This window comes from Methylobacterium oryzae (assembly GCF_021398735.1).
GTDB lineage: Bacteria > Pseudomonadota > Alphaproteobacteria > Rhizobiales > Beijerinckiaceae > Methylobacterium.
In genome coordinates this window covers 4,877,788-4,900,123 of record NZ_CP090349.1, presented here as the reverse complement: position 1 = coordinate 4,900,123, position 22,336 = coordinate 4,877,788, and the positions used below count along the sequence as shown (strand labels likewise).

40 protein-coding genes and 1 other annotated feature are annotated in these 22,336 nt (G+C 66.2%); of the genes, 15 read left to right on the top strand and 25 right to left on the bottom strand.

Annotation, left to right across the window (positions count from 1 at the left end):
* Positions 1-6: 6 nt before the first annotated feature.
* Genes LXM90_RS23495 through LXM90_RS23480 form a run of 4 tightly spaced genes read right to left on the bottom strand, consistent with a single transcriptional unit; the run spans position 7 to position 1,368 of the window.
* Positions 7-180, bottom strand: a complete 174-nt coding sequence (locus LXM90_RS23495) for a hypothetical protein (protein WP_234081110.1) — start codon at positions 178-180, stop codon at positions 7-9.
* Positions 180-377 (bottom strand): hypothetical protein, encoded by a 198-nt coding sequence (locus LXM90_RS23490; RefSeq protein ID WP_234081109.1) that lies wholly within the window; start codon positions 375-377, stop codon positions 180-182. The genes LXM90_RS23495 and LXM90_RS23490 overlap by 1 nt, the downstream gene beginning before the upstream one ends.
* Complete coding sequence (locus LXM90_RS23485; protein ID WP_234081108.1) at positions 368-598, bottom strand: hypothetical protein; 231 nt, start codon at positions 596-598, stop codon at positions 368-370. The genes LXM90_RS23490 and LXM90_RS23485 overlap by 10 nt, the downstream gene beginning before the upstream one ends.
* The gene (locus LXM90_RS23480) at positions 595-1,368 is read right to left on the bottom strand and encodes a recombinase family protein (RefSeq protein ID WP_234081107.1); all 774 of its coding nucleotides are present in this window, start codon (positions 1,366-1,368) and stop codon (positions 595-597) included. The genes LXM90_RS23485 and LXM90_RS23480 overlap by 4 nt, the downstream gene beginning before the upstream one ends.
* Before the next feature lie 248 nt (positions 1,369-1,616).
* Here LXM90_RS23480 and LXM90_RS23475 point away from each other — a divergent pair, with 248 nt between their 5' ends.
* Entirely contained in the window at positions 1,617-1,856 is a 240-nt protein-coding gene (locus LXM90_RS23475) for a hypothetical protein (protein WP_234081106.1), read from the top strand.
* Between the two features lie 3 nt (positions 1,857-1,859).
* On the opposite strand, the gene LXM90_RS23470 is transcribed toward LXM90_RS23475, so the two are convergent.
* From LXM90_RS23470 to LXM90_RS23390, 17 genes are all read right to left on the bottom strand, one after another.
* Positions 1,860-2,102, bottom strand: a complete 243-nt coding sequence (locus tag LXM90_RS23470) for a hypothetical protein (protein WP_234081105.1) — start codon at positions 2,100-2,102, stop codon at positions 1,860-1,862.
* 258 nt (positions 2,103-2,360) lie between these two features.
* Positions 2,361-2,852, bottom strand: a complete 492-nt coding sequence (locus LXM90_RS23465) for a hypothetical protein (protein ID WP_234081104.1) — start codon at positions 2,850-2,852, stop codon at positions 2,361-2,363.
* A complete protein-coding gene (locus LXM90_RS23460) occupies positions 2,837-3,160 on the bottom strand; it encodes a PadR family transcriptional regulator (RefSeq protein ID WP_234081103.1) in 324 nt (107 codons plus the stop codon). Before LXM90_RS23460 ends, LXM90_RS23465 begins: the two co-directional genes overlap by 16 nt.
* Positions 3,161-3,264: 104 nt before the next feature.
* The gene (locus tag LXM90_RS23455) at positions 3,265-3,468 is read right to left on the bottom strand and encodes a hypothetical protein (protein ID WP_234081102.1); all 204 of its coding nucleotides are present in this window, start codon (positions 3,466-3,468) and stop codon (positions 3,265-3,267) included.
* Positions 3,468-4,199, bottom strand: coding sequence for a hypothetical protein (locus LXM90_RS23450; protein WP_234081101.1), 732 nt, complete (start codon positions 4,197-4,199; stop codon positions 3,468-3,470). Before LXM90_RS23450 ends, LXM90_RS23455 begins: the two co-directional genes overlap by 1 nt.
* 216 nt (positions 4,200-4,415) lie before the next feature.
* Positions 4,416-5,765, bottom strand: coding sequence for a hypothetical protein (locus LXM90_RS23445; protein WP_234081100.1), 1,350 nt, complete (start codon positions 5,763-5,765; stop codon positions 4,416-4,418).
* 759 nt (positions 5,766-6,524) lie between these two features.
* Positions 6,525-7,163: a hypothetical protein gene (locus LXM90_RS23440; protein WP_234081099.1), complete on the bottom strand. Its 639-nt coding sequence runs from the start codon at positions 7,161-7,163 to the stop codon at positions 6,525-6,527.
* A complete protein-coding gene (locus LXM90_RS23435) occupies positions 7,096-7,953 on the bottom strand; it encodes a hypothetical protein (protein ID WP_234081098.1) in 858 nt (285 codons plus the stop codon). Before LXM90_RS23435 ends, LXM90_RS23440 begins: the two co-directional genes overlap by 68 nt.
* Positions 7,954-7,956: 3 nt before the next feature.
* Positions 7,957-8,571 (bottom strand): class I SAM-dependent methyltransferase, encoded by a 615-nt coding sequence (locus LXM90_RS23430; RefSeq protein WP_234081097.1) that lies wholly within the window; start codon positions 8,569-8,571, stop codon positions 7,957-7,959.
* Positions 8,568-8,768, bottom strand: coding sequence for a hypothetical protein (locus LXM90_RS23425; protein ID WP_234081096.1), 201 nt, complete (start codon positions 8,766-8,768; stop codon positions 8,568-8,570). The genes LXM90_RS23430 and LXM90_RS23425 overlap by 4 nt, the downstream gene beginning before the upstream one ends.
* Complete coding sequence (locus LXM90_RS23420; protein ID WP_234081095.1) at positions 8,765-9,223, bottom strand: RusA family crossover junction endodeoxyribonuclease; 459 nt, start codon at positions 9,221-9,223, stop codon at positions 8,765-8,767. Before LXM90_RS23420 ends, LXM90_RS23425 begins: the two co-directional genes overlap by 4 nt.
* Positions 9,224-9,238: 15 nt before the next feature.
* Positions 9,239-9,799, bottom strand: a complete 561-nt coding sequence (locus LXM90_RS23415) for a hypothetical protein (protein ID WP_234081094.1) — start codon at positions 9,797-9,799, stop codon at positions 9,239-9,241.
* Positions 9,800-9,889: 90 nt separating this feature from the next.
* On the bottom strand, positions 9,890-10,264 hold the full coding sequence (locus tag LXM90_RS23410; RefSeq protein ID WP_234081093.1) for a DUF2829 domain-containing protein: 375 nt from the start codon (positions 10,262-10,264) through the stop codon (positions 9,890-9,892).
* A 2-nt stretch (positions 10,265-10,266) separates the two neighbouring features.
* Positions 10,267-10,755 carry a hypothetical protein gene (locus tag LXM90_RS23405; protein ID WP_234081092.1) on the bottom strand — a complete coding sequence of 163 codons (489 nt, stop codon included), beginning with the start codon at positions 10,753-10,755 and terminating at the stop codon, positions 10,267-10,269.
* Between the two features lie 360 nt (positions 10,756-11,115).
* On the bottom strand, positions 11,116-11,532 hold the full coding sequence (locus tag LXM90_RS23400) for a hypothetical protein (protein ID WP_234081091.1): 417 nt from the start codon (positions 11,530-11,532) through the stop codon (positions 11,116-11,118).
* Positions 11,533-11,621: 89 nt separating this feature from the next.
* Positions 11,622-11,774 carry a hypothetical protein gene (locus tag LXM90_RS23395; RefSeq protein WP_234081090.1) on the bottom strand — a complete coding sequence of 51 codons (153 nt, stop codon included), beginning with the start codon at positions 11,772-11,774 and terminating at the stop codon, positions 11,622-11,624.
* Complete coding sequence (locus LXM90_RS23390; protein WP_234081089.1) at positions 11,774-12,049, bottom strand: hypothetical protein; 276 nt, start codon at positions 12,047-12,049, stop codon at positions 11,774-11,776. The genes LXM90_RS23395 and LXM90_RS23390 overlap by 1 nt, the downstream gene beginning before the upstream one ends.
* A gap of 98 nt (positions 12,050-12,147) precedes the next feature.
* Between LXM90_RS23390 and LXM90_RS23385 the strand changes: the two genes are divergently transcribed.
* Positions 12,148-13,038, top strand: coding sequence for a S24 family peptidase (locus tag LXM90_RS23385; protein ID WP_234081088.1), 891 nt, complete (start codon positions 12,148-12,150; stop codon positions 13,036-13,038).
* A gap of 240 nt (positions 13,039-13,278) precedes the next feature.
* On the opposite strand, the gene LXM90_RS23380 is transcribed toward LXM90_RS23385, so the two are convergent.
* Positions 13,279-13,692 carry a hypothetical protein gene (locus LXM90_RS23380; RefSeq protein ID WP_234081087.1) on the bottom strand — a complete coding sequence of 138 codons (414 nt, stop codon included), beginning with the start codon at positions 13,690-13,692 and terminating at the stop codon, positions 13,279-13,281.
* A gap of 160 nt (positions 13,693-13,852) precedes the next feature.
* On the opposite strand from LXM90_RS23380, the gene LXM90_RS23375 reads away from it, so the two are divergent.
* The 8 genes from LXM90_RS23375 to LXM90_RS23340 are packed head-to-tail and all read left to right on the top strand — an operon-like array spanning position 13,853 to position 17,274.
* Positions 13,853-14,227: a helix-turn-helix domain-containing protein gene (locus tag LXM90_RS23375; protein ID WP_234081086.1), complete on the top strand. Its 375-nt coding sequence runs from the start codon at positions 13,853-13,855 to the stop codon at positions 14,225-14,227.
* A 2-nt stretch (positions 14,228-14,229) separates the two neighbouring features.
* On the top strand, positions 14,230-14,448 hold the full coding sequence (locus LXM90_RS23370; protein ID WP_234081085.1) for a hypothetical protein: 219 nt from the start codon (positions 14,230-14,232) through the stop codon (positions 14,446-14,448).
* The gene (locus LXM90_RS23365) at positions 14,445-14,825 is read left to right on the top strand and encodes a hypothetical protein (RefSeq protein WP_234081084.1); all 381 of its coding nucleotides are present in this window, start codon (positions 14,445-14,447) and stop codon (positions 14,823-14,825) included. The genes LXM90_RS23370 and LXM90_RS23365 overlap by 4 nt, the downstream gene beginning before the upstream one ends.
* Positions 14,822-15,184, top strand: a complete 363-nt coding sequence (locus LXM90_RS23360) for a hypothetical protein (protein WP_234081083.1) — start codon at positions 14,822-14,824, stop codon at positions 15,182-15,184. The genes LXM90_RS23365 and LXM90_RS23360 overlap by 4 nt, the downstream gene beginning before the upstream one ends.
* A gap of 5 nt (positions 15,185-15,189) precedes the next feature.
* Positions 15,190-15,912 carry a YqaJ viral recombinase family protein gene (locus tag LXM90_RS23355; RefSeq protein WP_234081082.1) on the top strand — a complete coding sequence of 241 codons (723 nt, stop codon included), beginning with the start codon at positions 15,190-15,192 and terminating at the stop codon, positions 15,910-15,912.
* Positions 15,912-16,460 (top strand): NUMOD4 motif-containing HNH endonuclease, encoded by a 549-nt coding sequence (locus LXM90_RS23350; protein ID WP_234081081.1) that lies wholly within the window; start codon positions 15,912-15,914, stop codon positions 16,458-16,460. The genes LXM90_RS23355 and LXM90_RS23350 overlap by 1 nt, the downstream gene beginning before the upstream one ends.
* Positions 16,457-17,137 (top strand): hypothetical protein, encoded by a 681-nt coding sequence (locus tag LXM90_RS23345; RefSeq protein ID WP_234081080.1) that lies wholly within the window; start codon positions 16,457-16,459, stop codon positions 17,135-17,137. The genes LXM90_RS23350 and LXM90_RS23345 overlap by 4 nt, the downstream gene beginning before the upstream one ends.
* Positions 17,137-17,274, top strand: coding sequence for a hypothetical protein (locus LXM90_RS23340; RefSeq protein ID WP_234081079.1), 138 nt, complete (start codon positions 17,137-17,139; stop codon positions 17,272-17,274). Before LXM90_RS23345 ends, LXM90_RS23340 begins: the two co-directional genes overlap by 1 nt.
* 202 nt (positions 17,275-17,476) lie before the next feature.
* On the opposite strand, the gene LXM90_RS23335 is transcribed toward LXM90_RS23340, so the two are convergent.
* Positions 17,477-18,705, bottom strand: a protein-coding gene (locus LXM90_RS23335) for an IS3 family transposase (protein WP_091713013.1) whose coding sequence is annotated in 2 segments (ribosomal slippage) — positions 17,477-18,417 and positions 18,417-18,705 — 1,230 coding nt in all. Because the reading frame shifts where the segments join, the coding sequence is not laid out codon by codon here.
* Positions 18,308-18,424 (bottom strand) — a sequence feature (AL1L pseudoknot). Its footprint overlaps the gene before it by 117 nt.
* Before the next feature lie 120 nt (positions 18,706-18,825).
* Positions 18,826-19,092 carry a hypothetical protein gene (locus LXM90_RS23330; protein ID WP_234081078.1) on the bottom strand — a complete coding sequence of 89 codons (267 nt, stop codon included), beginning with the start codon at positions 19,090-19,092 and terminating at the stop codon, positions 18,826-18,828.
* Between the two features lie 101 nt (positions 19,093-19,193).
* Here LXM90_RS23330 and LXM90_RS23325 point away from each other — a divergent pair, with 101 nt between their 5' ends.
* The 3 genes from LXM90_RS23325 to LXM90_RS23315 are packed head-to-tail and all read left to right on the top strand — an operon-like array spanning position 19,194 to position 20,285.
* Positions 19,194-19,460: a hypothetical protein gene (locus LXM90_RS23325; protein ID WP_234081077.1), complete on the top strand. Its 267-nt coding sequence runs from the start codon at positions 19,194-19,196 to the stop codon at positions 19,458-19,460.
* Entirely contained in the window at positions 19,453-19,821 is a 369-nt protein-coding gene (locus LXM90_RS23320; protein WP_234081076.1) for a helix-turn-helix domain-containing protein, read from the top strand. The genes LXM90_RS23325 and LXM90_RS23320 overlap by 8 nt, the downstream gene beginning before the upstream one ends.
* Positions 19,818-20,285, top strand: a complete 468-nt coding sequence (locus LXM90_RS23315; protein ID WP_234081075.1) for a hypothetical protein — start codon at positions 19,818-19,820, stop codon at positions 20,283-20,285. The genes LXM90_RS23320 and LXM90_RS23315 overlap by 4 nt, the downstream gene beginning before the upstream one ends.
* Positions 20,286-20,290: 5 nt before the next feature.
* Here the strand turns inward: LXM90_RS23315 and LXM90_RS23310 are convergent, their stop codons facing one another.
* On the bottom strand, positions 20,291-21,184 hold the full coding sequence (locus tag LXM90_RS23310) for a hypothetical protein (protein WP_234081074.1): 894 nt from the start codon (positions 21,182-21,184) through the stop codon (positions 20,291-20,293).
* Between the two features lie 286 nt (positions 21,185-21,470).
* On the opposite strand from LXM90_RS23310, the gene LXM90_RS23305 reads away from it, so the two are divergent.
* Both LXM90_RS23305 and LXM90_RS23300 read left to right on the top strand, forming a co-directional pair.
* Positions 21,471-21,821: a hypothetical protein gene (locus LXM90_RS23305; RefSeq protein WP_234081073.1), complete on the top strand. Its 351-nt coding sequence runs from the start codon at positions 21,471-21,473 to the stop codon at positions 21,819-21,821.
* On the top strand, positions 21,818-22,231 hold the full coding sequence (locus LXM90_RS23300; RefSeq protein ID WP_234081072.1) for a hypothetical protein: 414 nt from the start codon (positions 21,818-21,820) through the stop codon (positions 22,229-22,231). Before LXM90_RS23305 ends, LXM90_RS23300 begins: the two co-directional genes overlap by 4 nt.
* The last annotated feature ends 105 nt before the right edge of the window (positions 22,232-22,336 follow it).

Below are 22,336 nucleotides of genomic sequence, written 5' to 3'. Positions count from 1 at the left end.
CGCGCATCAGTGCACCGCCCGGGACGGCATGTCGCCGAACATGAGTGTCAGGCGCTCGGCCATGACGCGCACGTCGTCGGGGACGGCAGGCCGGACCAGCACGAAGGAGGCAGGCCGGCGCGGGCGCAGGGCCGCCGCGGCGATGCCGGCGAGCAGGATGGCAGCGCAGAGGCGGGGCATCAGCGCAGGATCCTCACCGGAAAGCCGAGCAGGCGCTCAGCGTCCTCGCGAGAGAGCTTCGCGATCGGGCCGGCCGGCGCGCCGAGGTTCGCGGCGCCGACGGACAGCTCGTGCTCGCCGCGGTGGACGCGGGCCGGCGCGGGGCCAGCTGGGCGCGTGCTGAGCAGCCAGCGGAGGACGAGGCGCTTCAGCAGCATGGCCGGGCGTTCCTCATCGCCATGGAGCGGCGGACCTCGAACTCGCCGGCCTTGGCCTCGTCGTACGGGGTCTCGGCCGGGAGCCGGATCCGCCCCGGGATCAGGCCCTGTCGGCGGAGGTGGTCGCCGTAGGCCTGGGCCGCCGGGTCGCGCTGGAGGCGCTGCGCATGGCGAAGCGCCCGGTCCGCGTCGGCCGGGGTGAAGTCGGGGCGTGCGGTCAAAGGATGATCGCCTCATGGGCGCCCGGCTGGAGCACGTGCTGCTCGGCGCCGGTCCAAGTGAACAGGTACTCGACCGCCCCGCGGTACTTCGGGTTGTCGAGGACGTAGCCGACCGTATCGTGCCGCCACCGGCGGCCGGTCGGAGAGGAGATGCCGTCGCGGTTCAGCCCCTCGGCGATCGCCTGGAGGGTCGCCCGCGGGCGCTTGCCGCGCCCCCGCTCTCGGAAGATGCGCCGGACGATCGCCGCCTGCTCCGGAACGATGACAAGGCCGCCGGCTCGGTCGGTCGCGTAGCCGTAGGGGACCCGGCCCCCAGCGAAGCCGCCCCGGCCGGCCTTGGCGAGCTTCCCGCCTGCGGTCCGGTCCCGGATCGTGAAGCGCTCCGATTCCGCCATGCCGGCGAGGATGGCGAACACGGTGCGCCCCATCGGCGTCGCCGTGTCGATCGGCTCGGTGACGGACCGGATGCCAACCTCGTGCGTCTCGGCGAGATCCGCCACCGTGGTAACCGCGTACCGGATCTCGCGGGCCAGCCGGTCAAACCGGTAGACCAGCAGCACCGAGAACTTCCCATCGGCCGCGAGCTGCAGGACCTCGCCGAAGCCGGCGCGATCGGCGGGCCGGGTCGCTCCGGACACGCCCGCATCGGTGATGACCGCGACAAGCTCGTAGGCCTGGCTCTCGGCGAAGGCGCGGAGGGCTCGCTCCTGCGTCTCTAGCCCGAAACCGTGAGCGGCCTGCTCATCGGTGGAGACCCGGAGGTAGGCCACCGCTCGGGTGGCCAGAACCGCCTTCGCGGCCTCTTGGGTTTTTATTCTGCCCCGGGCGCGAGCGGTTCGCCGCGACCCTGAAATCGCGGGTAAGTCACTCATATTGCTTCATTATTTACGCTGTCGGGGCGGTTCTTGCGGAAATGTCTTGGTAATTCCGCATCGGGACGTTGGATAGACGTCTCAACGGTGAAGACGCCGCACCCGTGAAGCGGATCGGCGGACGTTACCTCTCGAAGAGGAACACCATGACCTTGCTGCGCACACTGACGCTCGCCGTCGCGATCATCGCCCCGACAGCCGTCGGGGCCGAACCGATCGGCGCGTCGGTGATGCTCGTCCGCGACACGACCGCCCTGGGTCAGACCAAGCCGCCCCGCCGCCCAGCCGACATGACCTTTCGAGGAGCGGCGGCTGGCCGAGCGAAGAACGATGCGGTTGGCGACAGGCTCAGCCGTGGCATCTGCATCGGATGCAGCCCGAAGTAAGGATTAGGCCGCCCGGCGCCGCCTCGCGACGGTGAACGGCTTGCCTTTCTCGCTCTGTCCGGACAGGCCGAACGTGCGCTTCTCGACGGTGCCGATGAGGGGCCGGAGCTGGCGGATCAGCGACCGGATGCGCCGGCAGTGATGATCGCGGGCTTCGATGTCGATGTCTTGGCGCCCAGTCGCGCGGAGGCGGCAGAGCGCAAGGCTCTCCTCCTCGATCGCGGTGACGATAGCGTGGGCGCTCATCAGGGACCGATCATGACATGGAACACCGCCAGCGTCTGCCGGGACAACGCCTAAGCTGTTGAGCGGGTTCGGTCTCGGGAAACTTACGGGGCCGTGCCCGGCTCGTTCAGCCGGTGCCGCGCCCCTGCCGGCCAGAGCCCGGCGCGTCCGCCAGTGCCGTACCGGAAGATCGGAGCGGACATGCAAACGCCCGGCGGCTTCTCAGCCCCGGGCGTGCGTCTCGCGACGGTCAGGTTTTGCCGGGTTTCGCCCGACGGGTCAAGGACCTTCGCCCTGACCGATCCTACGGAGGATTTGTGGCTTAAAGCGTATCATCCACCAGAGAGCAATGCATACACGGATGGACAAAAGGAATTCGACAAAGCCGACAACGTGCTCTGGCCAAAAACCAAGCCCGCGGACTCCATCGGTGAAGTACTGGGATATATTCAGCAATATCATTGCGTAGCCGGTATATCTCAGGTTCTGGTCGATCTCCGCCGCATCGATGACCACGAACTCGTCGGATGCCTTAAGAAATCTTAGGCATTGAAATAGCTGACTGATCTTTCCGGGATACTCATCGACGTGAGCGGCCCATTCCTCACGACTTCGCTCCCGCCTTTCAGGCGGCATTCGTTTGGCAGCGACATCAAGGATGAACTTGTTAAGCCTTGGAAACCAAGATGTTGCCTCGTCCTTTAGAAGTCCAAGTACAACGGCGCCAATAACACCGCCCACCCATGCAAGGATCGTCAGCGCGGTGCCCATGCTGCCTCTCCATCCATCGAGGGTATCTGGAACTCGGCAAGGGCGGCGCGTGCCCTGGTCTGGCCCAGGCCAGTCATGCGGTAGAACCGGCGACGCGGCCGCCCGGCCTCGCTCGGATCGATGTTCTCCCATTCGCTCTCGAACCAGCCCGCCTCTTCGAGCCGAGCGAGCATTGGGTAGAGCGTACCGGCTCCCACGCCAGTGGCCTTCGAGATCGCCGCGCCGGAGCGATCCTCGCGAGGCGTCATGAGGTACAGCCGCAGAACTTTAAGCGTGGGTCCCGACAGCCGTGGGTCTCGGTCTGCCATCGCAGCCTCATTTGAAAGTCGATATAGCCCTATATCGACTTTCGTTCGAGCCGTCTAGAGCGCGTCCTGTGTCACGAACCGAAACCGTGCGCCCGTCGCCAAGCCTAGCAATAGGCCTCGTCGCGCACCCACGTTGCCTCGACGGTCACCGTCGCGTCGAGGACGCGCTTCCAGAAGCGGTGCGCGGCTGGCGACTGCGCGGCCAGCATCCGGTCGGAGGCGAAGCGGTTGAGGCACTCGTATCGGACGCGCGGCCGCTCGACACGTCGCCAGCCGAGCGGCGAATGGCTGATGAGGCTGCCGCACATCAGGCCGGCTCGGCCTCGGCTTCTGCCTCGTCTGTCCGCGCCTTCGCCGCCGCGATCCGGGCCGGCACGCTCTGCGCGTCCGCGAGGTAGACATCGTCCGGCGTCGGCCGCGCGGCTCCGCGGGCGGTGTGCTGAGCTGCGGTCAGGCCCTCCAGGAGGAAGCGGAAGTGCGCCGCGACCTGGGCCGTGCCCTTCTCGCTGCCCTTGCCCCGGGCCGCCGCGTAGGTCCGGAAGGTCCAGCCCTCGGTCAGGATCGCCCGGAGGAATCGGGCCCCGACGGAGCCGACGGCGCGCTCGAGGCGGGCGGAGAACTTCCGCACCCGCTCGGCGTCCTCGACGCTGTAGATGATGGCCAGCTCGTGGGCGATCGTCTGGTCGCGGGATCTGGAGATGTCCCAGCCGCCGGAGCCGAGCCGGGCGCCGGAGCCGCGCTCGTACACGGCTTGGATCAGCCGGCCGACGAAGAGTTGCGCGTCAGTGATGTCCCCGCGGGCGCGCTCGGCGGCCAGCACGTCGACCTGGCGGTTGACGGTGGCCGGGATGAAGGTGCCGAGCTCGTAGGGGCACGGGACCGTCGTGGCCCCGGGCTGGATCTCGCGGTCGCGCGCCGTGATCGGCTGAGACGCGGCCGCCCGGCGCCGCGCGCCGGCAGAGCGCTTCTCGATGCGCACGTGCGACTGGGTAGCCGGCGAGCCGGCTAGGGTGATGGCCTTGGTCCTCGTCGGTGCCACGGTTTTGCCTCTTGAAGCGGCTGGCTTCCAGCCGATCTGTGACCGCTTCAGTCGAAAGCGCTCGCCATCACTGTCAAGCGCTAACTTAGGGCACGATGTTGCTAATTTGGAAACAGCAATCTCGCAGCTCATTGCAACAATAAGTGATTTATCGATCTTCCAAAGATGACACCCGTGTGTGCTTATCGGATCAGATTAATCTTTGGAGGCACATGATTATCTACTGATGCTAGGAGCATCGCTTTCCGGCTGAGCCCCAGGCACCAATTCGTGGCGTTGTTCCAAACCTTGGATTATTTCCGTCATCCATGATGTGAAATCATCATTCCAAATATCGTTGTGATCTTTAATTATTGTTTCGTCTGTTTGCGCGACTATAAACGGATTGTTGTACTGTATTGATCCACCGCCTTTATAATTTGTGATACTCTCCTGCTGAGGAGAAATTCGGCGCAAGCAAAAATTGGCTGAGAAGTTGTTTTCAAACGCACCGTCTCCGTCTACATGCGCGCATTTTTCTTTAGAAGATCTTTCCAACGCATGCGTCACGAAGGGCCTATAATTTCCAAGCGTTGTTTTCTCTCTTTCACTTCTCGCAAGTCCGAGCCATTGCCCGAGCGGGAACGCATCCCGCGTCGCCAGATCCCCCCGTGATGAAACAGTGATTAAGAGCGGCGGCTGAGATGCAAGAAAGCGCTCTTCATTCCGGGTAAAGTCGTTGATAATTGAATATCTTGATGCCTCGAACGCGGGATTGAGTAGTATGACCGCATTCGCAACTCCTTCTATGCGCGAGTAAGTACCGGTTGGATAACCAGGGTGCGCCTGCTGAGCTGCGGTGACTAGCGATTGCGCAGTTGCAGAATAAAGCAGCCGGGCCCCGAAACTATGACCTATGGCAATAAACTGATCTTTCGGATTATTTGCTTTTTTTGTGGCGCTACCGACTGCGCTAACAATCATGGTTACAGCCGCGCTCTGCGCTATTCGATCGGCATTGTTCTTTTTTACCCAGAACGTGGTGTTTTCTAAAAAACTAGCCCACGACCAGAAATCAGCGCTCGCATTCCAGCCTACATAAATGCCAACAACGCGTTTATGGTCTCGATATTTATCTCGCAAATTCTCGACCAGTCTGCTGAAATGCTTAAGATCATCATCGTCTTTGTCGGCACTATGCTTCCAACCGTGTATGTACAGCAAGGCGAGTTTTGGAAGGTGCGGAGCTTGGTCATCTGAAGAGGGACCGAAAGCCCAGGCTGGCCTTTTCTTATCCCAGTTCAATTCATAGAGGACATTTGTTAAATCGCACCGACTCACAAATTCTCCAGAATTTGTGAGTCTAATGATCTTCAAATCATCATTAGGTCGTATTGTTTTTCGGGGGTCTTGTATCTGATTTAGGATGGGATCACATTTATTTTGCGACCTATCTGGACTGTGGTCATTCCGATTGATCCATAAGGGAGCCAATTCAATTGCGGAAAAAATCATCAGAAATACTGAAGCGGTAATCGCCGACGCAGCACGAGCTGACAACCTTTTCTTTCTGCCAAGATCCGTCATGGCCAATCACTCCGCGTGAAATATCCATATCATAATTGACCACGTCGGAATTGTAAAGCATTTCATTTTTTATCGTCAGTATAAATTTGACAATGATACGTCACATTTTTGACGGCTCTGGCCAAGTTGGCTATTTTGAAAATTCATAATTATTACTGACTTATCTAAGTGCGTAATATCAGTATAAGTACTACATGTTGCGATTGAATGCGAGCACAAGAGCGGTAAGCGCACGGTCAACATTGCGCTCGGCGGTCGATGCTGGCCATCCGTTGCGGATGCAAGTGCTCGCAAACGACAGATCTTGATCTTTGGGGTTGGCCAGTGCCGTGCACCAAGCCGCAAACTGACGCCTGTGCACGGGATCGCGCACCGCCTGGTCCAAGAGCCGCCGGAACTCCCTATCCGCTTTGGGGCGCGCTTCCCCGGTGGTCAGCGCATTCCGGGGAAGGGCGGGCCTGTAAGCGTTGAGGTGGTGGATCGCCCAAGCCTTCACGCCGCGGATTGTATGCAGCGGGGGATAGGCCAGTGGGACGGATTCAGGAATTCGCTCTACCATCATACGTGCCGGCGACGCCGACGCTCCTCACGCGGCTCGATTGCCAAACAGGTGCGAGTTGGTGGCCTGCGTTGGAGCAGATGGCTACTGCACCGCATCAAGGCTCGCAGGCATGATAGCCATCGCTTCGACCGCTGCCTGACATTCTAAGTCGACACACGACCACAGAAGCTCGGCCTTCCAGAGATCGGGGCGCCGGCTCACCGTGCGCCTCCCGCCTGGCCCTGCCGCTGGTCGAGGCGCGCCATCAGCCTGCCGATGTCCGGCCCGTGGCCCGTCGCGCGGAGCCGGGCAAGGTCCTCGTCCAACTTCGCCCGCTGCGCCCGGGCGATCTCGGCCGGCGTCTCGGCACGACGGCGCTCGGGCTGGGGCTCGGCCTGCCGCATGCGCTGCAGGTGCGCCTCGGCCGCCTTCGCGACCTCCGCGCGCTGCTCCGGCGTCGGCACGTCGTAGATCTCGGCGTCGAGCACGCGCCGGATGTGCAGGAGCTGAGTCCGGAGCGGGATCAGGCCCTCGCGCGCCTCGTCGGCGAACTCGGCCGGGGAGGGCCGCCAGCGCTTCACCCAGGGCCGCAGCGTCTTGCCGTTCCGGAAGCGCTCGGCCGCCTCGTGAATCGCGGCCAAGGGGAGGTCCTTCAGCGCCGAGACGTACTCCGCGACGAGCACCTCGTTCTCGTCGTCGCCGCGCCCGCGGCCCTGCTCAAATCCCAGCAGCACCCGGGTCACGACCGTGTCGACGTGGCGGGGATTCGAGGCTGCCGTCAGCTCGGCCCTAAGCCGCTCGGCGAGCACGCAGAGCTGCTGCCGCTCGGTGGTCGAGACCGCCCTGTCCCGCCGCACGCAGCAGCGGGTCGGAAGGACGGGATGCGCCTCCAGCCTGCCATGCAGTGCCGAGATCCTCGCCTCGACTTGGGCCGGCATCGGGGTCGTTTGCGTCGATGGAAGGCGGTTCGACATCGTAGGCTCCCGTCAGGGATTCGGCACGTTGGCGGATGAGGCGGGCGGCGAGGCCGGTAGGCGCGGGCTGGGCAGGGCGGCCGCGGTCTGGGCGCCGACCCATCGCTTCGCGGCGGGCTTGGAGGCGCCGGTCGACCCAGCTCGAGAAGTCGGCCAGCTCGCGGCCGTCGGCGTCCTCGATCAGCCCGAGCACCACCACCGCCTCGTCCTGGGCGATCGCCAGCCAGTGGCCGATCAGGGCGAGGGCGGAGCGTTGGGACCGGCCAGTGTTGGCGCAGATCAGCGCGGCGCCCCGGGTCAGCAGCTCCCGGCGGAAGGCTCGAGCCTGTTCGGTCGCACCAGCGCCGCCAGCCTGCCCGACATCGTCGGCCGACCCGTCAGGGTCGGAACCGGGGGTCGGGGAGGGGTTAAGGGGTGGGGGTGGAGGTGCAGGAGGAGGGGGCGGACCATCCGGGGAGGGGACGGGGGGTAACGCGTTACCGCCGTTACCAGCGTTACGGTGCGTTTCACGGTGCCGGCGCACTCGGGCGGCGGTCTGGGCGCGGCGCTTCTCGGTCTTGGCATCGACCTCGGCAGCCGTAGCCTTCTCGTCCGCCTCGATCACCGCGAGCAGCATCTCGGCCGAGGCCCCGGCCGCGACGAGCGCGCGAAGGGCTTCTGAACGGATCGCCATCGCCTATTCCGCCGCCATGAGGACAGGATCGGCGCCGGCCTCGTCGGTGAAATCTTCCCAGGACAGGCGGCCGAGCTGCGTCGGACCGTGGTGGGAGACGTCCCAGACGAACCAGGCGAACGCCATGTTCGAGGAGGCCTTGGGTCCCTCCCAGCCGTGCCGGTGCATCATCGGCAGGCGTTTCCGGAAGCAATGCACCCGGGCCAGCGTGCCGGTGTCGAGGATGGAGCCGCGCGAGATGCTCTCGTAGAACGAGAAGCGCAGCAGCATCATCACGCGCGGGCAGAGCCGCACGGCTTGCTCCACGAAGGCGCGGGCGTCCTTGTAGGGCGGGTTCGTGACGATGCAGTCGATGCCGTGGGGCGCCCGCTCATACTTCAGGAAGTCAAAGCCGGCCTCCTGCCCCTCCCAGCCGTAGTCGACGAGGTCGGTGGGCAGAACGTCATGCCCGGCAGCGGCCAGTTCGCGCACTATGGCGCCGGGACCACAGGCCGGCTCCCAGATCCGCTGCGGCAGCCACTCGACAGCCAGCAGCGCGCGCACGGCCGCGGCCGGCGTCTCGTAGAGGTCGTTCCCGCGCTCCGAGAGCGCGTGCGCCTTGTTCTCGCGGTGGCTCACGCTGCAGCCCTCCGTCGGAAGGCCGGGACCATCCGCGCGAGCACCAGCATCACGCCGCGATCCTGGCGCGGCGCCAGCTCCGTCCCGTCCGGATGGAAGGAGCGCTCGCAGAGGCGCATGGATTCGGCCGCGTCGAGCGCGCCGCGATAGGTGCCGCGGAACAGCTCGCGGCCCGAGAAGATGAGCACCCATGTCATGCCGCCGCCCCAACGGCTTGCGGCTCCAGCGCCGTGACCTGGATCACCAGCTCGGGCATCTCGCCGTAGAACTTGCGGACAAGGCCATCGACCACGGACGCGTCGTCGGCCCAGACGACATGGTTCAGCGCGTCGATGACCTTGGCGATGTTGTCCCAGTCGGGCTTGGTCGTGGGCCGCAGGCGGCGCTCGATGGCGTCACGCCGCTTTCGCTTCGACCAGCTCGCCGGGATCGGCATGGTAGCGAAGATCCGGACCTCCAGTGGCCCGGAGAGGAGGACGCGCCCGCTCATGACGGCACCGGCCGCCAAGCGCAGGGCGCTCTCGTACGCCTTGGTCTTCTGGTCGGGATGGGAGTGGATCCGCGCCACGCCTCCCCGATGGACGAGCTGCGCGCGGTGCCGGCCCTTCCCGCGAGGGGCACCCGGCAGGCGAATGATGACGGTCTCGGACACCGCGCGCCTCCAGGCTCAAGCGTCCGCGGGTTCGCGCGTGCGGCGCGACCGGGTCTCCCGGGCCGGCGGCTCCGGCACAGGCGAGCGGTCGGCCTCGGTCTCCTCAGCCTCCTCGTCGCCGTCCTCGGCCTCATCGCCCTCGTCGATCGGCAGGTCGGGCTGGTCCTTGTCCGCGACCGCGTCTGCGCGCTGGCCGAAGAAGACGCTCGGCTCGGCCAGGACGAGGACTGCCGGCTTCGCGCCGTGCTCGGCCAGCTTCGTGATGTCGTCGACCGAGCCCGAGGCGCCGACCTCGAGCTTGATGCCGTCCTTCACGGTCCACTTGCCGGTCGAGACCACCAAGTGGTCGAAGCCCTGATGCGCGACGACCTTGATGGCCTCGCGCACCGTCTTCCCGGCGACCTCGTCGCAGCGGCCGATCATCAGCCGCTGCTCGTGCTCGGACATCTTGGTCCAGCACGGCATCTGCCGGCAGATGTTGTCGAGGATCCGGTCGCGGATGTCGCCCCGCAAGGTCTCGATGCCGAGCTCTACAGCGGCTTCGGCTTGCGCGACCGCGTCTGTTGTGGCTTCCATTGCTCTCTCCATGGATGGGCACTACGCCCATTCGGTTCAGACCGCCCGGCATCCGCTCCCACAGCAGGCCGGGCGGTTCTGTTTTCGGGGTCAGGCAGCGTCGGCCGGGACGATCATCCAGTCCTCGGCGAGCATGTCCGTCTGGGAGGCGAGCCAGCCGATCACGAGACTGCCGTCGGCGGCGCGCATGTCGATGTGCGGGAGGATGCGAACCTCCTCGACGCTTTCGGCCTCGACGTAGGCGAGGAGAGCGCCAGTCCGAGAGGCTGCGGTGGCCGGCACGATCGAGCCGGGCGTCTTCGCCAGCCACATGCTCTTGCCGTTCCATCCAGCCCGGCAGACGCGCTCGCCTCGTTTCAGCGCACGGAGCGCGTCGCCGAAATCGAGACCGAACGTGGCAGGGCCGACCACCGTCTGATCTTCCGAAGCGGTGTCGCCGTCTTCGCCCTTGCGACCCATGCCCATGGTCACTCCTCTTCGCTCACGGCCCGCCACAGCGGCAGGTCCGTCAGATCACCCGCACCCGGCAGGCCCGGCACACGCGGGCGAGCATCCGGAACGACCAGTGCCGATGCGGCCGCCCGTCCTGGACGGCGCGGAGTTGCGCCCGCAGCCGGCGTGCCTCCCGGTGTGCGCGGATGAGCCGCCCGATCTCCCCGAAGAGCCGCATGGAGATCCTCCCGGAGCAGAGCGTTGGTGGCTTCTGCGGCGTCGGCCGCGGCCTCGATGTTCGAGCAGAGCCGCTCGTAAGCGGCCCGGATGTTGTGCAGGACGTGCCCGTCCAGGCCGGTGTCCTGGCGCCCCATGAACTTGCGGACCCAGGAGCCCGAGGCGCCGATCCGGCGCCCAACCGCGTCGTAGGCGGCCATCTTCGAGCCCATGCTCGACTGGGCGAGGCGGACGAGCGCCGACAGCTTCGGCAAGGTCTCGTCCCGAGCTTGAGATGCGGTCAGCATTGCTCGGTTCCGGTCAGTCTTTGTCCCCACTGGCCCACTCCTTCGCGACATCTTGCGGATGTCGACGAGGAGCGCAGCGAATGCGGGAGGTTGACGGAGTACGCAGACACACGAGCGCGACCGCTGGCTTGGCGGCATGGACGGGCGCGCAGGTAGAGGGACGACCCGGCCGAGGGTCCGAGATTGCGATGGTCTCGGCCGGGTCGCTCGCCGGCGGGAGGCGTGAGCCTGCGACCGCTGCGATGGGGGGAAGCTGTGCACAGGCACGCGACAGCCAGTAAAGACGACGGCAGGGCCGGCGCGTTACAGTTCTCGCGGAAGAGAACGGTAGACCCGGCCATGGCGATCGGAAACAACATCTCAGGCGCGCCTCCGAAGACGCGCCAGACCACGGCCCATGCGCTCGCGAAGCGAGGCGGTGTTGTCCTGGCCGACAACGACAACATCCACCGGTCGCTCAGATTGGTCCGCGGCGACGGGCTCGACCGGCACAAACACCAGCCCGCGGTCCATGGCCTGGGCCATGCGCAGAAGATCAGCGAAGCGTTCCCGGTGCGGGAGGAGCGCCAGCAACTCGGAATCCTGGGCTTGGGCTTGGAGGTGCTGCGCGGCGCGCTCCAGGTCGAGGGCCTGCTGCGCCATCTCGGCCGGCGCGCCGGTGTCCGGCTGCTCGCCGCGCTCGACCTCGTTGGCGAGACTCGACGCCAGGATCGCGAACGCGCCCGCAGCGCGGCGGCAGGCGCAGCCAAGGGCCAGTAGGTTCTTCGCATCGGTCACGTTGGGCTCCTGGCAGGAGACCGCCACCGAGGCCGCAGCCTCGACGCTGGCGACGGCAGGGGCACGCGGCGAAAGGCGAGGGGCGGCCATCACAGCACCGCCAGGGCGCGACAGCCGATCAGCAGGGCCGGCAGCACGGTGATCGCCGCGATGATCGGCCGGAAGCCAAGCAGGCTACCGGCGGCCACGCCGGCAGAGGCCACGACCATTAGCTTGAGGAGGAAGACCAGTGCCGCGAGCATCAGCTCCGGGCCTCCGCATCCGGGAGGAGGCGCGCGTCTTCGGTTGCCTCGTCGGCCGAGCAAAGCGTGCCGGCGACGGCCGAGCCGTCCTCGCGCGTCGCCCGGAAGCGTACCGCGAAGGGCTCGCCCCAACCGCAGGGCCGTCCGAACAACGGCGCCCGCTCGACGGCGATGCCGTGAAAGCCGAGATCCTTCAGCGTGGCGCGCGCGGCGATCGCGTCGGCCTCGCAGCCGGCCAGGGCGAGCGTCGCGGCGAGGAGGAGGGCGCGGCGCATTACGCGGCCGCTTCCTCGACCGGGGAGGCTGAGGGCGGGTTGTCGCGCATGTACGCTCGGATGCGCGACGCCTTCTCCAGCGTCACCGTGCTCCCGGCTTGGAGGCGACTGACCAGCTTGCCGTCGTTTACGGCCTTCCGGCCGAACGTGCTTGCTGCCATCCGCGCATCGCGGATGAAGCACTCGATCTCGCGGAGAAGCTGGCTGGTCTCGCTCATGGCAGGCGAGATAAAGGGCATTTGCCCATCAAGTCAATGGGCATCTGCCATATTGGCGATGGGCAGAACGGTGGGCAGTCTCCCACTATGATCGAGAACGCAGTTCGCCGTCGCCTCGAAGACGAGATGCAGGCGCAGGGTCGCGAGATGAAGGAGCTGTCCTTGGCCGCTGGCCTAGGAGAGACCTACGTCCGCGACGCCCTCAAGCGAGGCCGCGGCAAGCTGGAAAATCTGTTCAAGGTCGCCGCCGAACTCGGCAAATCGAGCGAATGGCTGCTCGGCACGGCTGAGCCTGGACCTGTCGAGCCGAGGGGCAGCGCGACCGTGACGATGAAGCCGAATGCGTCGCGGCGGGAGCTGGCACCATCTTATGGGCCACCATTGGACGTCCTTGGCGTCTCACGCGGGGGAGACGACGGCAAGCTCATCTATAACGGGCAGGTGATCGAGACGATTCCACGTCCGCCTCAGCTTGAGAACGTCGACGAGGCATACGCAACCTACGTCGTCGGAGACAGCATGCGGCCGCGCTTCAAGCCGGGTGAGAAGGTCTGGGTTCATCCCCACCGGCCGCCGCGCCAGGGCGACGACGTCGTGGTCCAGCTACACCCGGAGAATGAAGGCGAAGCGCCAGAGGGCTACATCAAGGAATTCGTAAAATTGACGCCGACGAAGCTAGTGCTCTGGCAGCACAATCCAGGCGAGGAGATCGAGCTTCATCGCTCCCTGGTTAAATCGGTACATGTCATCGTCGGCTCGCTGTACGTCTAAGATCGGTGCCGACCACTTCGAGCGATATGCTTTTTCCGAGGCCTCCGGCGGCGTAGCAGTCGTGACATTTCAGTCGGCGCCCAAGATCGTCGAACGTGATGCAACCCCTATCCGAAAGGTCCGCAAGTCGATCTGCATCTAGGTAGCCCATGTGGCCGCAGTCGTCGCACTGCACTCGGACCGATGGAGCTGATGTAAGTGGTGTAGATAGGCGAGGGTCAACCGGCTTCCTTTTTGCCATTACCACGGAAGCGAACCCTCCAAAAACTCAAGCGGTACAGAACCATTCTGGGCGAAGACCTCTGCGTCCGCCCAGTCTTCTTCCTCAGGATCGCCCGTCCGTGAGAACGCCAGCGCACCAGCAAGACCGCCGCGCAGTGTCTCCACGATGCGCTCCGCCTCACGCCGTGAATGCACGCGTCGCGGCTCACCAGGCGCGATCCGCCCGCGGCCGGCATCGCAGAATGGCTGAACGACGAAATAGGTGAGGCTTGGCAAGTCCGACCCCCCGAGCTCCGTTCGCTTCAAGGTTGACCCTAAAAGAACGAAACGGGAACGGAGTTGCGCGACGATCCCCAGATTTTCGCTGGGCCTGTGGACAACGATCGATGGGCACATGGGGCTTTTGCCCATTTGCTCGTTGACAGGGGGCATTTGCCCATTATCATCTGCCCATCGCCACTCACCGAGCCGATGGAGCCCCAGATGCTCGATGCCCCCGCAGATCTCGTCCTCACCCTGATCGCGGTCAGCGCGGTCCTCCTCGCGTTCGGCGTGCCGGCTGTCGGCATGTCCCTCGGCTGGGGGCGCTGACATGGCCGGCCAGCCTGCGACCGACGTCGACGTTCGGATCGGCGCGCGCATCAGCGCTGCCCGGATCCGCGCTCGCCTCACCCAGCGCACGGTTGCCGCCGAGATCGGCGTCTCGGCCGCCCAGCTCCAGAAGTACGAGAAGGGCACGAACCGCATCAGCGCGATCGCGCTGAGCATCATCGCGAAGCTCACCGGCGCGCCCATCGCGTCATTCTTCGACGTGCCGGAGACGCCCGCGCCGCTGACGGCCCCGCAGACCGTCGACAGGGCCCGCGAGAGCCTGTGCGATGCCGCCGAGGCTTACTTCGCAGCCAAGCAGCGCGAGGGCGAGCTGACTGGCGCATCGGCGATCGCCTTCATCGGCGCGGCGGCCTGACCATGGCGCGCCTCGACCTCCCCGCCGGCTACGCGATCCGCGGCCATGCCGCCGGCTACGCCCTGCGCGGCCCCTACGGCCCCCTCGGCGACGACTTCGACTGCTGGGCCGAGGCCTGTTTCGCCGCCCAGGAACACGCCGATTCCCTCGCGCTGGAGGCCGCCGACGAGCTGGCCGCCATCGCGGATTTCGAGGCCCAGCAGTTCCTGGAGGCCGCATGAACGCTCAGCACCCCATCCGCGCCGCCATCGGCCACCTGCCCAAGGTCGCCCCGCACTTCGTCGAGAGCGTCGCTGTGGATCAGCCCCTCGTTCGTCTGGCGCCGGGCGTCACCGTCGACGAGATCGCCGCGCGGGTATCCGCCTTCGATCAGGCCCACTCCGTCGGCGAGCTCGGCGCCAGCATCTCCGGCCTGGACGGCTTGATCGAGTCCCTCGCCATGATGGCGTGGCACGTCGAGCGCGCCGTCGAGCGTGGTGCCGGGCAGGCCTACGACCTCGACAAGCTCGAGCGCATCAACAGCCGTATCGCCGAGGTTCACCAGAAGGTGGAGATCTCGGCCGGCCGCATCACAGCGAAGCTGGCGGGTGCGCGATGAGCATCGTCAGCTATCTCGACCTCACCCTGGCGCTGCCAACGGCCCTGGCGCTTGCCGCCCCGGAGCTCCGCCCGACTGCAATCGAGGATCTCCGCCTCACGTCCGCGCAGGCGCTCGCTCTGCTGCCGCCGGACGAGACCATCCACGTGCAGGTCGGCCAGAGCCGAAGCCGCTGGCGCCGCGGCAACGTCATCATGGCAATCCGGGGCGGCAGCGACCGGCGCATCGCGCTTGCATCCCGCTCCGCTGGGTTCGGCCTGTCCTTCACCCGGGACAGCGGGGAATCCGTCCTCGTCCAGACCGACGACGCGAAGGTCCGCGGCTGGCTGGAGCGCCAGGCCAAGCGGGCAGGGGAGTGAGCGCGATGGCTTTGCTCACCCCCGACGCCCCGGTGCGCCCGTCCACCGTGCGCATCCACGCCGACCTCTACCAGGGCACCGACGAGTGGATCGCCGCCCGCTGCGGGATGCTCACCGCCAGCGAGATGTCGCTGATCCTCACGCCGACCCTCAAGGCAGCCAGGAACGAGAAGGAGCGGGCGCACCTCTACGAGCTGCTCGCCCAGCGAATCACCAGGTTCGTCGAGCCCCGGTACGTCAGTGACGACATGCTGCGCGGCCGCGACGACGAGGTCGAGGCGCTCACCCTCTACGCGCGGCACTACGCCGAGACCGAGACCGTCGGCTTCATCACCAACGACCGATGGGGCTTCACGCTCGGCTACTCACCCGACGCGCTGGTCGGCACCGACGGCCTCGTCGAGTGCAAGTCGCGCCGGCAGAAGTACCAGGTCCAGACCTTCCTCGAGCATGTGCCCGAGGGCGCTATCCCCGCGGATTACGCGCTCCAGATCCAGACCGGTCTCCTCGTCTCCGAGCGGCTCTGGTGTGACCTCGTCTCGTATTCCGGCGGCCTGCCGCTCGCGGTGATCCGCGCCTACCCGGACGATGAGATCCAGGCCGCGATCCTCTCCGCCGCCGGCGACTTCGAGCAGCGCCTCCGGGACGCAATGCGCCGCTACCGCGACGTGGTCGCCTCCGCCGGAGCCATCCCGACCCAGCGCATCGAACGGGAGATCATGGCGTGATGGCCGAGATCTGGATGCCTGTCGTCGGCTTCCCCGATTACGAGGTCAGCGACCTCGGGCGTGTGAGGCGGTCCAGGCCGGATGCCCTCAACCATGCATGTCGTGTCTTGGTCCCCTGGCTGGGCAACCACCAGTACCCAACGGTCGGCCTCGTACTGGACGGCCGGACCTTCCGGCGCCTCGTACATCGCCTCGTCTGCGAGGCGTTCCACGGCCCGGCGCCAACCCCGGGACACCAGGTCGCCCATGGCGATGGCACGCGCTCGAACGCTCGGGCCGACAACCTCCGTTGGGCGACGCGCGCCGAGAACATGCGTGACTGCGTAGCCCACGGCACGCGCGCGATCGGCCCGCGCCACGGCCGGAGCACGAAGCCCGAACGGACCCCGCGCGGCGAGCTGCACGGTCACGCGAAGCTCAGCGAAGCGGCGGTGATCGCCATCAGGTCGGCGGCCGCGCGCACCGGGAGATCCCTCGCGGCCGAGCACGGGGTGAGCCCTGCCACCGTCTGTCTGATCCGCTCGAAGAAAATCTGGAGGCACCTGTGATCGACATCTCGCAGACCACGGCCCCTCGGTCGGACCAGCTCAACGCCGACGACCTGATCGGCGGCCCGCGCACCATCACGGTCACGCGCGTGTCGAAGATGAAGGAGCCGGACCAGCCGATCGCCATCTACTTCGAGGGCGACGGCGGCAAGCCCTACAAGCCCGGCAAGTCGATGCGCCGCGTGCTCCTGCGGATCTGGGGCAGCGACGGCGAGGCCTATGCCGGCCGGCGCATGACGCTCTACCGGGACGACGCCGTGCAGTTCGGCGGCGCGGCCGTCGGCGGGATCCGGATCAGCCACATGTCGGGGATCTCCTCGGCGGTGACGATGGCGCTCACGGTGACCCGGGCGAGCCGCAAGCCATTCACGGTCAAGCCGCTGGCCGACGAGCGGGCGCCGCCGCCGGAGAGGCCGAGGAACGAGGCGCGCACGGCCGGCGACGAGCAGGAAGCCCCGCGCCAGCCGGGTCCGCGCGAGCGTATGTTCGCCGCGGCCAGGGTCGAGGCCGCCAAGGGTAGCGATGCGCTGCGGGCGTTCCGGGACGGGCTTCCCGAGCGGGCTGATCGCGTCCTCGACGAGATCGGCGCCGAGCTGGAGCGGATCGCAGCCGGCGCGGACGTCGCCGACGACGATGGCTTCCCCGGCTTCGCGCCGGCAGACGAGCAGGCCGCCTGATGTGCTGGCCGGGCTTCTTCATCGGGCTGGCCGCGGGTCTCGCCCTGGCCGGGGCCGCCTGGGGCCTCGTGTCCTCGCACCGCGCCCTCAAGGCCGAGAGCGCCGCGCGCGCCGATCGGCCTGAGAGGGACATCTGACCATGTGCAACGCGTGCGGGAACTACTGCTGCGGCAGCGACGAGTTCGACCGGTGCGGCTGCGACGGCTGTCCCGAGCCGGATTGCTGGAGCGACGAGGCCGACGACATCGACTTCGGCGATGACATGGGCGGCCCCGATCCGGACGACGGCGGTGTGCTGGTTGAATCGCCCCGGGTTTTCCGGAGGCCGTTTGGTTTGGCTCAGGCGGCCAAGGCTTGGACCTCGGCCTGGGCATAATAGCGTGCCTCCGCCTCGGCGGGAGGGATGTGGCCGATTGGTTCGAGCAGCCGACGGTGGTTGAACCAGTCCACCCATTCCAGCGTGGCGTACTCGACCGCCTCAAAGGACCGCCACGGCCCGCGTCGATGGATGACCTCCGCCTTGAACAGGCCGATCACCGTCTCGGCGAGAGCGTTATCGTACGAGTCGCCAACACTGCCGACGGAGGGTTCGACGCCCGCCTCGGCCAAGCGCTCGGTGTAGCGGATGCTCACATATTGCGATCCGCGATCCGAGTGACAGACGAGGCCGCTGCCGGCGAAGGGGCGGCGCTCGTGCAGGGCCTGCTCCAAGGCATCGAGCACGAAGTCGGCCCGGGCCGAGCGCGACACACGCCAGCCCACGATCCGGCGGGCGAAGACGTCGATCACGAAGGCCGCATAGACGAAGCCGCCCCAGGTGGCGATGTAGGTAAAATCCGCCACCCATAGCCGGTTCGGGCATTCGGCCCTGAACTGTCGATTGACCCGGTCGAGCGGGCAGGCCGCCGCCGGATCGGGAACGGTGGTGCGAACCCTCCGCCCCCGGACGACGCCAGCCAAGCCCATCGTTCGCATCAGCCGGACCACCGTGCAGCGCGCCACAATGATCCCTTCGCGGGCGAGCTGCCGCCAGACCTTGCGCACGCCGTAGACCCGGAAGTTTGCCTCGTACACGCGCCGGATCTCGACCATGAGTGCCGCGTCCCGCTTGGCTCGAGCCGACAGCCTCCCGGGATCGGCTCGTCGCGCGGCATGGGCGTGGTACGTCGACGGGGCGATCGGCAGAACCTTGCAGATCGGCTCGACCCCGTAGAGCGCACGATGATCGTCGATGAAGGCGATCATGACCGGAACCGGCGGTCGAGCTCCGCCTGGGCAAAATACGCGCTCGCCTTCCTGAGGATCTCGTTGGCCTGCCGGAGCTCGCGGTTCTCCCGCTCCAGCGCCTTGATCCGCTCGCGCTCATCCGTCGTCGGTCCGGCCCGCACGCCCCGGTCGCGCTCGGCCTGACGGACCCACTTGCGCAGCGTTTCGCCAGAGCAACCGATTTTGGCCGCGATCGACTGGATCGCGGCCCATTGCGAACCGTGCTCGCTCTCATGCTCCCGGGCCAGCCGGACTGCCCGCTCGCGAACCTCAGGGGAAAAGGGTGGGGTATGCTTCGTCATGGCTCCAGTCTCTCAAGAGTTGGAGCCTCCGAAAATCCCGGGGCGATTCAGGTGCCGCTGGCCGCATGCGGTTGCGCGGCGGTGGCGCGGTTCGTGTGCGAGGCGGTGGGTGAGCCTATCTCAGGCCGCGCGAGCGTCCTGCGCCACCTGGAGATCGAGCCAAAGGTCCAAGCCAAGCGGGCCCTGCTTGCGCAGAGCGACACGGGCGCGCCGGACCTCGCCATCACGCATGAAGGTCAGGTGCTCTGGGATGCCGCCGGCGGTGACCAGGCGCACGTGGGCGGTCGCTTCGCTGGACGACAACACCGTGCACGGCACGTCGAAGCTGCCGAGGCGGATCGCGGCCGTCGGGTGCGTGGACGCTTGAGTGAAGTGCTTGTTGGCCATGCTGCGCGTGTCCTCCGGGTGGAAATGCCCAGCGTAGGGACCGCTTGGTTACCTGTCCGTTGCAGCGCAGCAACGACCGAAGCGGTTGCGGTGGCGAGATCATGACCGCGCTCCGCTGCCCCCACTGCACCCGCACGCTCGCCAGCAGCGAGGCGCTGTTCTCGCACGTGAAGGCGAAGCACGGGCTCAAGGCGGCCCGCGCCTGCGTGCCGGAGCACCCGGTCTTCGTGCGCGAGGCTGAGCGCCGCGCGCGCCGCCAAGGCCACGACCCCGAACCAAGCATGGCTGACCTCGTCGTCGAGGCCACGCTCAACCGGGCCATGGGCCTGCCCGTCGATCGCGACATTGCGGAGATGTTCGATGTCTGAGGCCACCACCGCGCCCGGCCCGAAGCGCTGCACAGAGCTCGATGCCCGGATCGGCGGGCGGATCCGCATCGCCCGGGAGCGGGCGCGGGTGAGCCAGACCAGCCTCGGCGACGCGCTCGGCATCTCGTTCCAGCAGGTGCAGAAGTACGAGCAGGGCAAGAACCGGATCTGCGCCGCCAACCTCCAGCGGGTCGCGGAGCTGCTCGGTGTGCCGGTCGAGTCCTTCTACGACGGGCCGGCTGAGATCCAGGCGCCCCCGCCGCTCACGGTCGAGCAGGCCTGGGCCGAGCATCGCGCTGCGACGAAGGCCCTCGAAGACGCTCTTCAGCGTGAGGCGGCTGCCCTGCAGGTGGCGGCGTGAGCGCAATCTTCTGCGCCGACTGCGGCACCGAATGCGCCCTCGTCGACGGCCGCGACGTCGACGCGCACACCCCCGAAATCGCCGACGCGTGGGTGTGGGCCTGCTCGGTGTGCCCGGCGTCGTGGGCTCATCAGGACAAGGACGACGGCTGCGTTGGGCTCCCGGCCGGGCAGGCGACCGTCAACGCCCGCGCGTTGCTCTGCCTGCAGGTGGTCGTGCCGCTTGTCCGGCAGGCACCGCCGACCGAGCAGTCCCCGGCCGCGGCCCGCGTCCGCGCCTTCCTCGCGGACCATCTCGATATGGCTGACCAGGAAGGGCTTCTCGCACACCTCTCCCTCGACCAGCTCCGGCAGGCTTGGCGCGTCCTGCACGCCACGACCTACGACGACGTCCGGATTTGGGCCCAGTGGCGCCGCGGCATGAAGCGGCGCGCCCCGGCGAGCGGCGAAGGGGTGGCGGCATGAATATTTCATTTATCGAGCATGCTAGCCGTTATCGCCCTGAGTTGTTTCCTCATATTTTCGACAGATGGACGCATTTCGACACGGGCGGGAATAGCGATATCATTCGATCCACGAAATTCTCTATCGTAAAGCATAGCGTTGCAAGAATGTGCCGTGATCTGCGCTGCTGTTCCATGAAATATTTTTTTCATGCAATAAACACTACTTTTATAATAAAAAAAGCTCCGATCCAGATCGGTGCATGCTTTAAGGGCATACTCAAGCGACGGGTTGACGTATGCGGCAGCCCTTTTTTGGTAAAGATCGACGAAATCGGACGTAATTACATCTATTATCGCATCGATATCATCAAATTTCTGATCTATGTCTTCTGTTTGACTTACAGTCATATTCAGAGCGAGGACAACATTGGCAACTGGGCCGTCGACCTTCATTACGCTATTAATGTCTCTCATGATAAAAAATATTTTGTTGAGCCTTTCAAAAATGACCGTCATCTTTTCATCAAGCCGGATAGTGGCTGCGATAATATTAGATATTTGTTCCGCCCTGATTGCCTCGGTCTGCTGTCCTATCATCGGAAGTTGCTTGTTCGCGACCTGGATCTGTCCCTTTGCGCCAATCAGTGCCAAGTATCCCGCGAGAAGCGCCACGCCGGCGCCGATCATTGTTTGATATCTATTTATCCAGAAATCGAAGCAGAATTTCATTGTCATTCCAGGTCCAAACGGACCCGGCGCTGTAAGTTTCAGCTGTTCTTCAGTGAGGATGTCTGCTGGAACAGGGCACATCATCGCGGGAAGCAGCAATTTTCCTGCGAAAATCGTCAGCCCCGACAAACACATAAGCGCAACCAAGCGCCAAAATTGTGCGGGTCGAACCGGATCTACTCTGTCCATAAGTCCCTCCTACCGCCTCATGGAACGCGAAGGGAAGGTCCTGCAAGACTCGGATTCCCGGAGGTGCACCTGTGACCCCGCCCAGAAGCAAACCCTCCAGCACCTCCACCACCGCGGCGGCGAGGGCGCGATCGACCGGCACGGGTCGGTCGTGGCCGGCGGCGTCCGGCTCCAGTTCCTCGCCGAAACGTGGCGGGCGACAGGCCGCAGTGCCCGATCCCGTGAAGCTGCCCGGTGGTGGTGGCTTCAGCGGCGGCCACGTGCCCGCGCATCCTGGAGCAGAGTGATGGCCCGCGCCCCGAAGCCCCTCCCGCCGCCGACCGACGACGAGCGCCGCCGCGCGGGCGAAGCTGCCCAGGCCCTGCGCGCGGCCATCGCCGACCCGTCGACCATGGGCGCGAAGAGCGTCGCGCACGTCGACCTGGCGCGCCCGCGCCGCGGCAAATGGTGGGAGAGCTGGGCGAACCTGACCGGCTTCCACCGGATCAACGGCAAGACCGGCCGCTACATCCACGAGCTGCTGCCCGGCTGGAGCTACATCCAGCGCGAGATCCGCGCCGAGATGATCCCGGACCTCGAGGCGCTGGCCGAGCGCGGCGAGCGCCCGACCGAGGACACGAGCGGGAGGGCAGCATGAACCGCCGCTTCTACGCCGAGGACACCAAGGTCTCGTCCGTCCGGAGCAGGGGCCAGATCGAGGCCATCCTGCGCAAGGCCGGAGCCAGCCGCATCGCCACCATGGATGAGCCGCTTGAGGCGATCGGCATGTTCATGCTGGCCGGCCGGCTGATACGCCTGCGCATTGCGATCCCGGGCGACGCGAGCGAGCAGAATTGCTGGGCGATCTGGCGCGCCGTGCACCTCGTCGTGAAGGCCAAGATCGAGGCCGTCGCCCAGGGCATCACGACGGTGGAGCAAGAGTGGCTCGCGCATGTCGTCCTGCCGGACGGCAGCACGGTCGGCGACTGGATCGAGCCGCAGCTTCAGGTCGCCTACGACAAGGGCCGGATGCCGACGGACACGCTGATGCTGGAGGGCCCGCGCTGATGCCCCGTAGCGTTCGCATGCCGGACCGGCACGAGGTCGACGACACCACACCGCTGCGGCTCGACGTGGCGGCCGCTATCGCCTTCCCCGGCGGCGCAATGACGG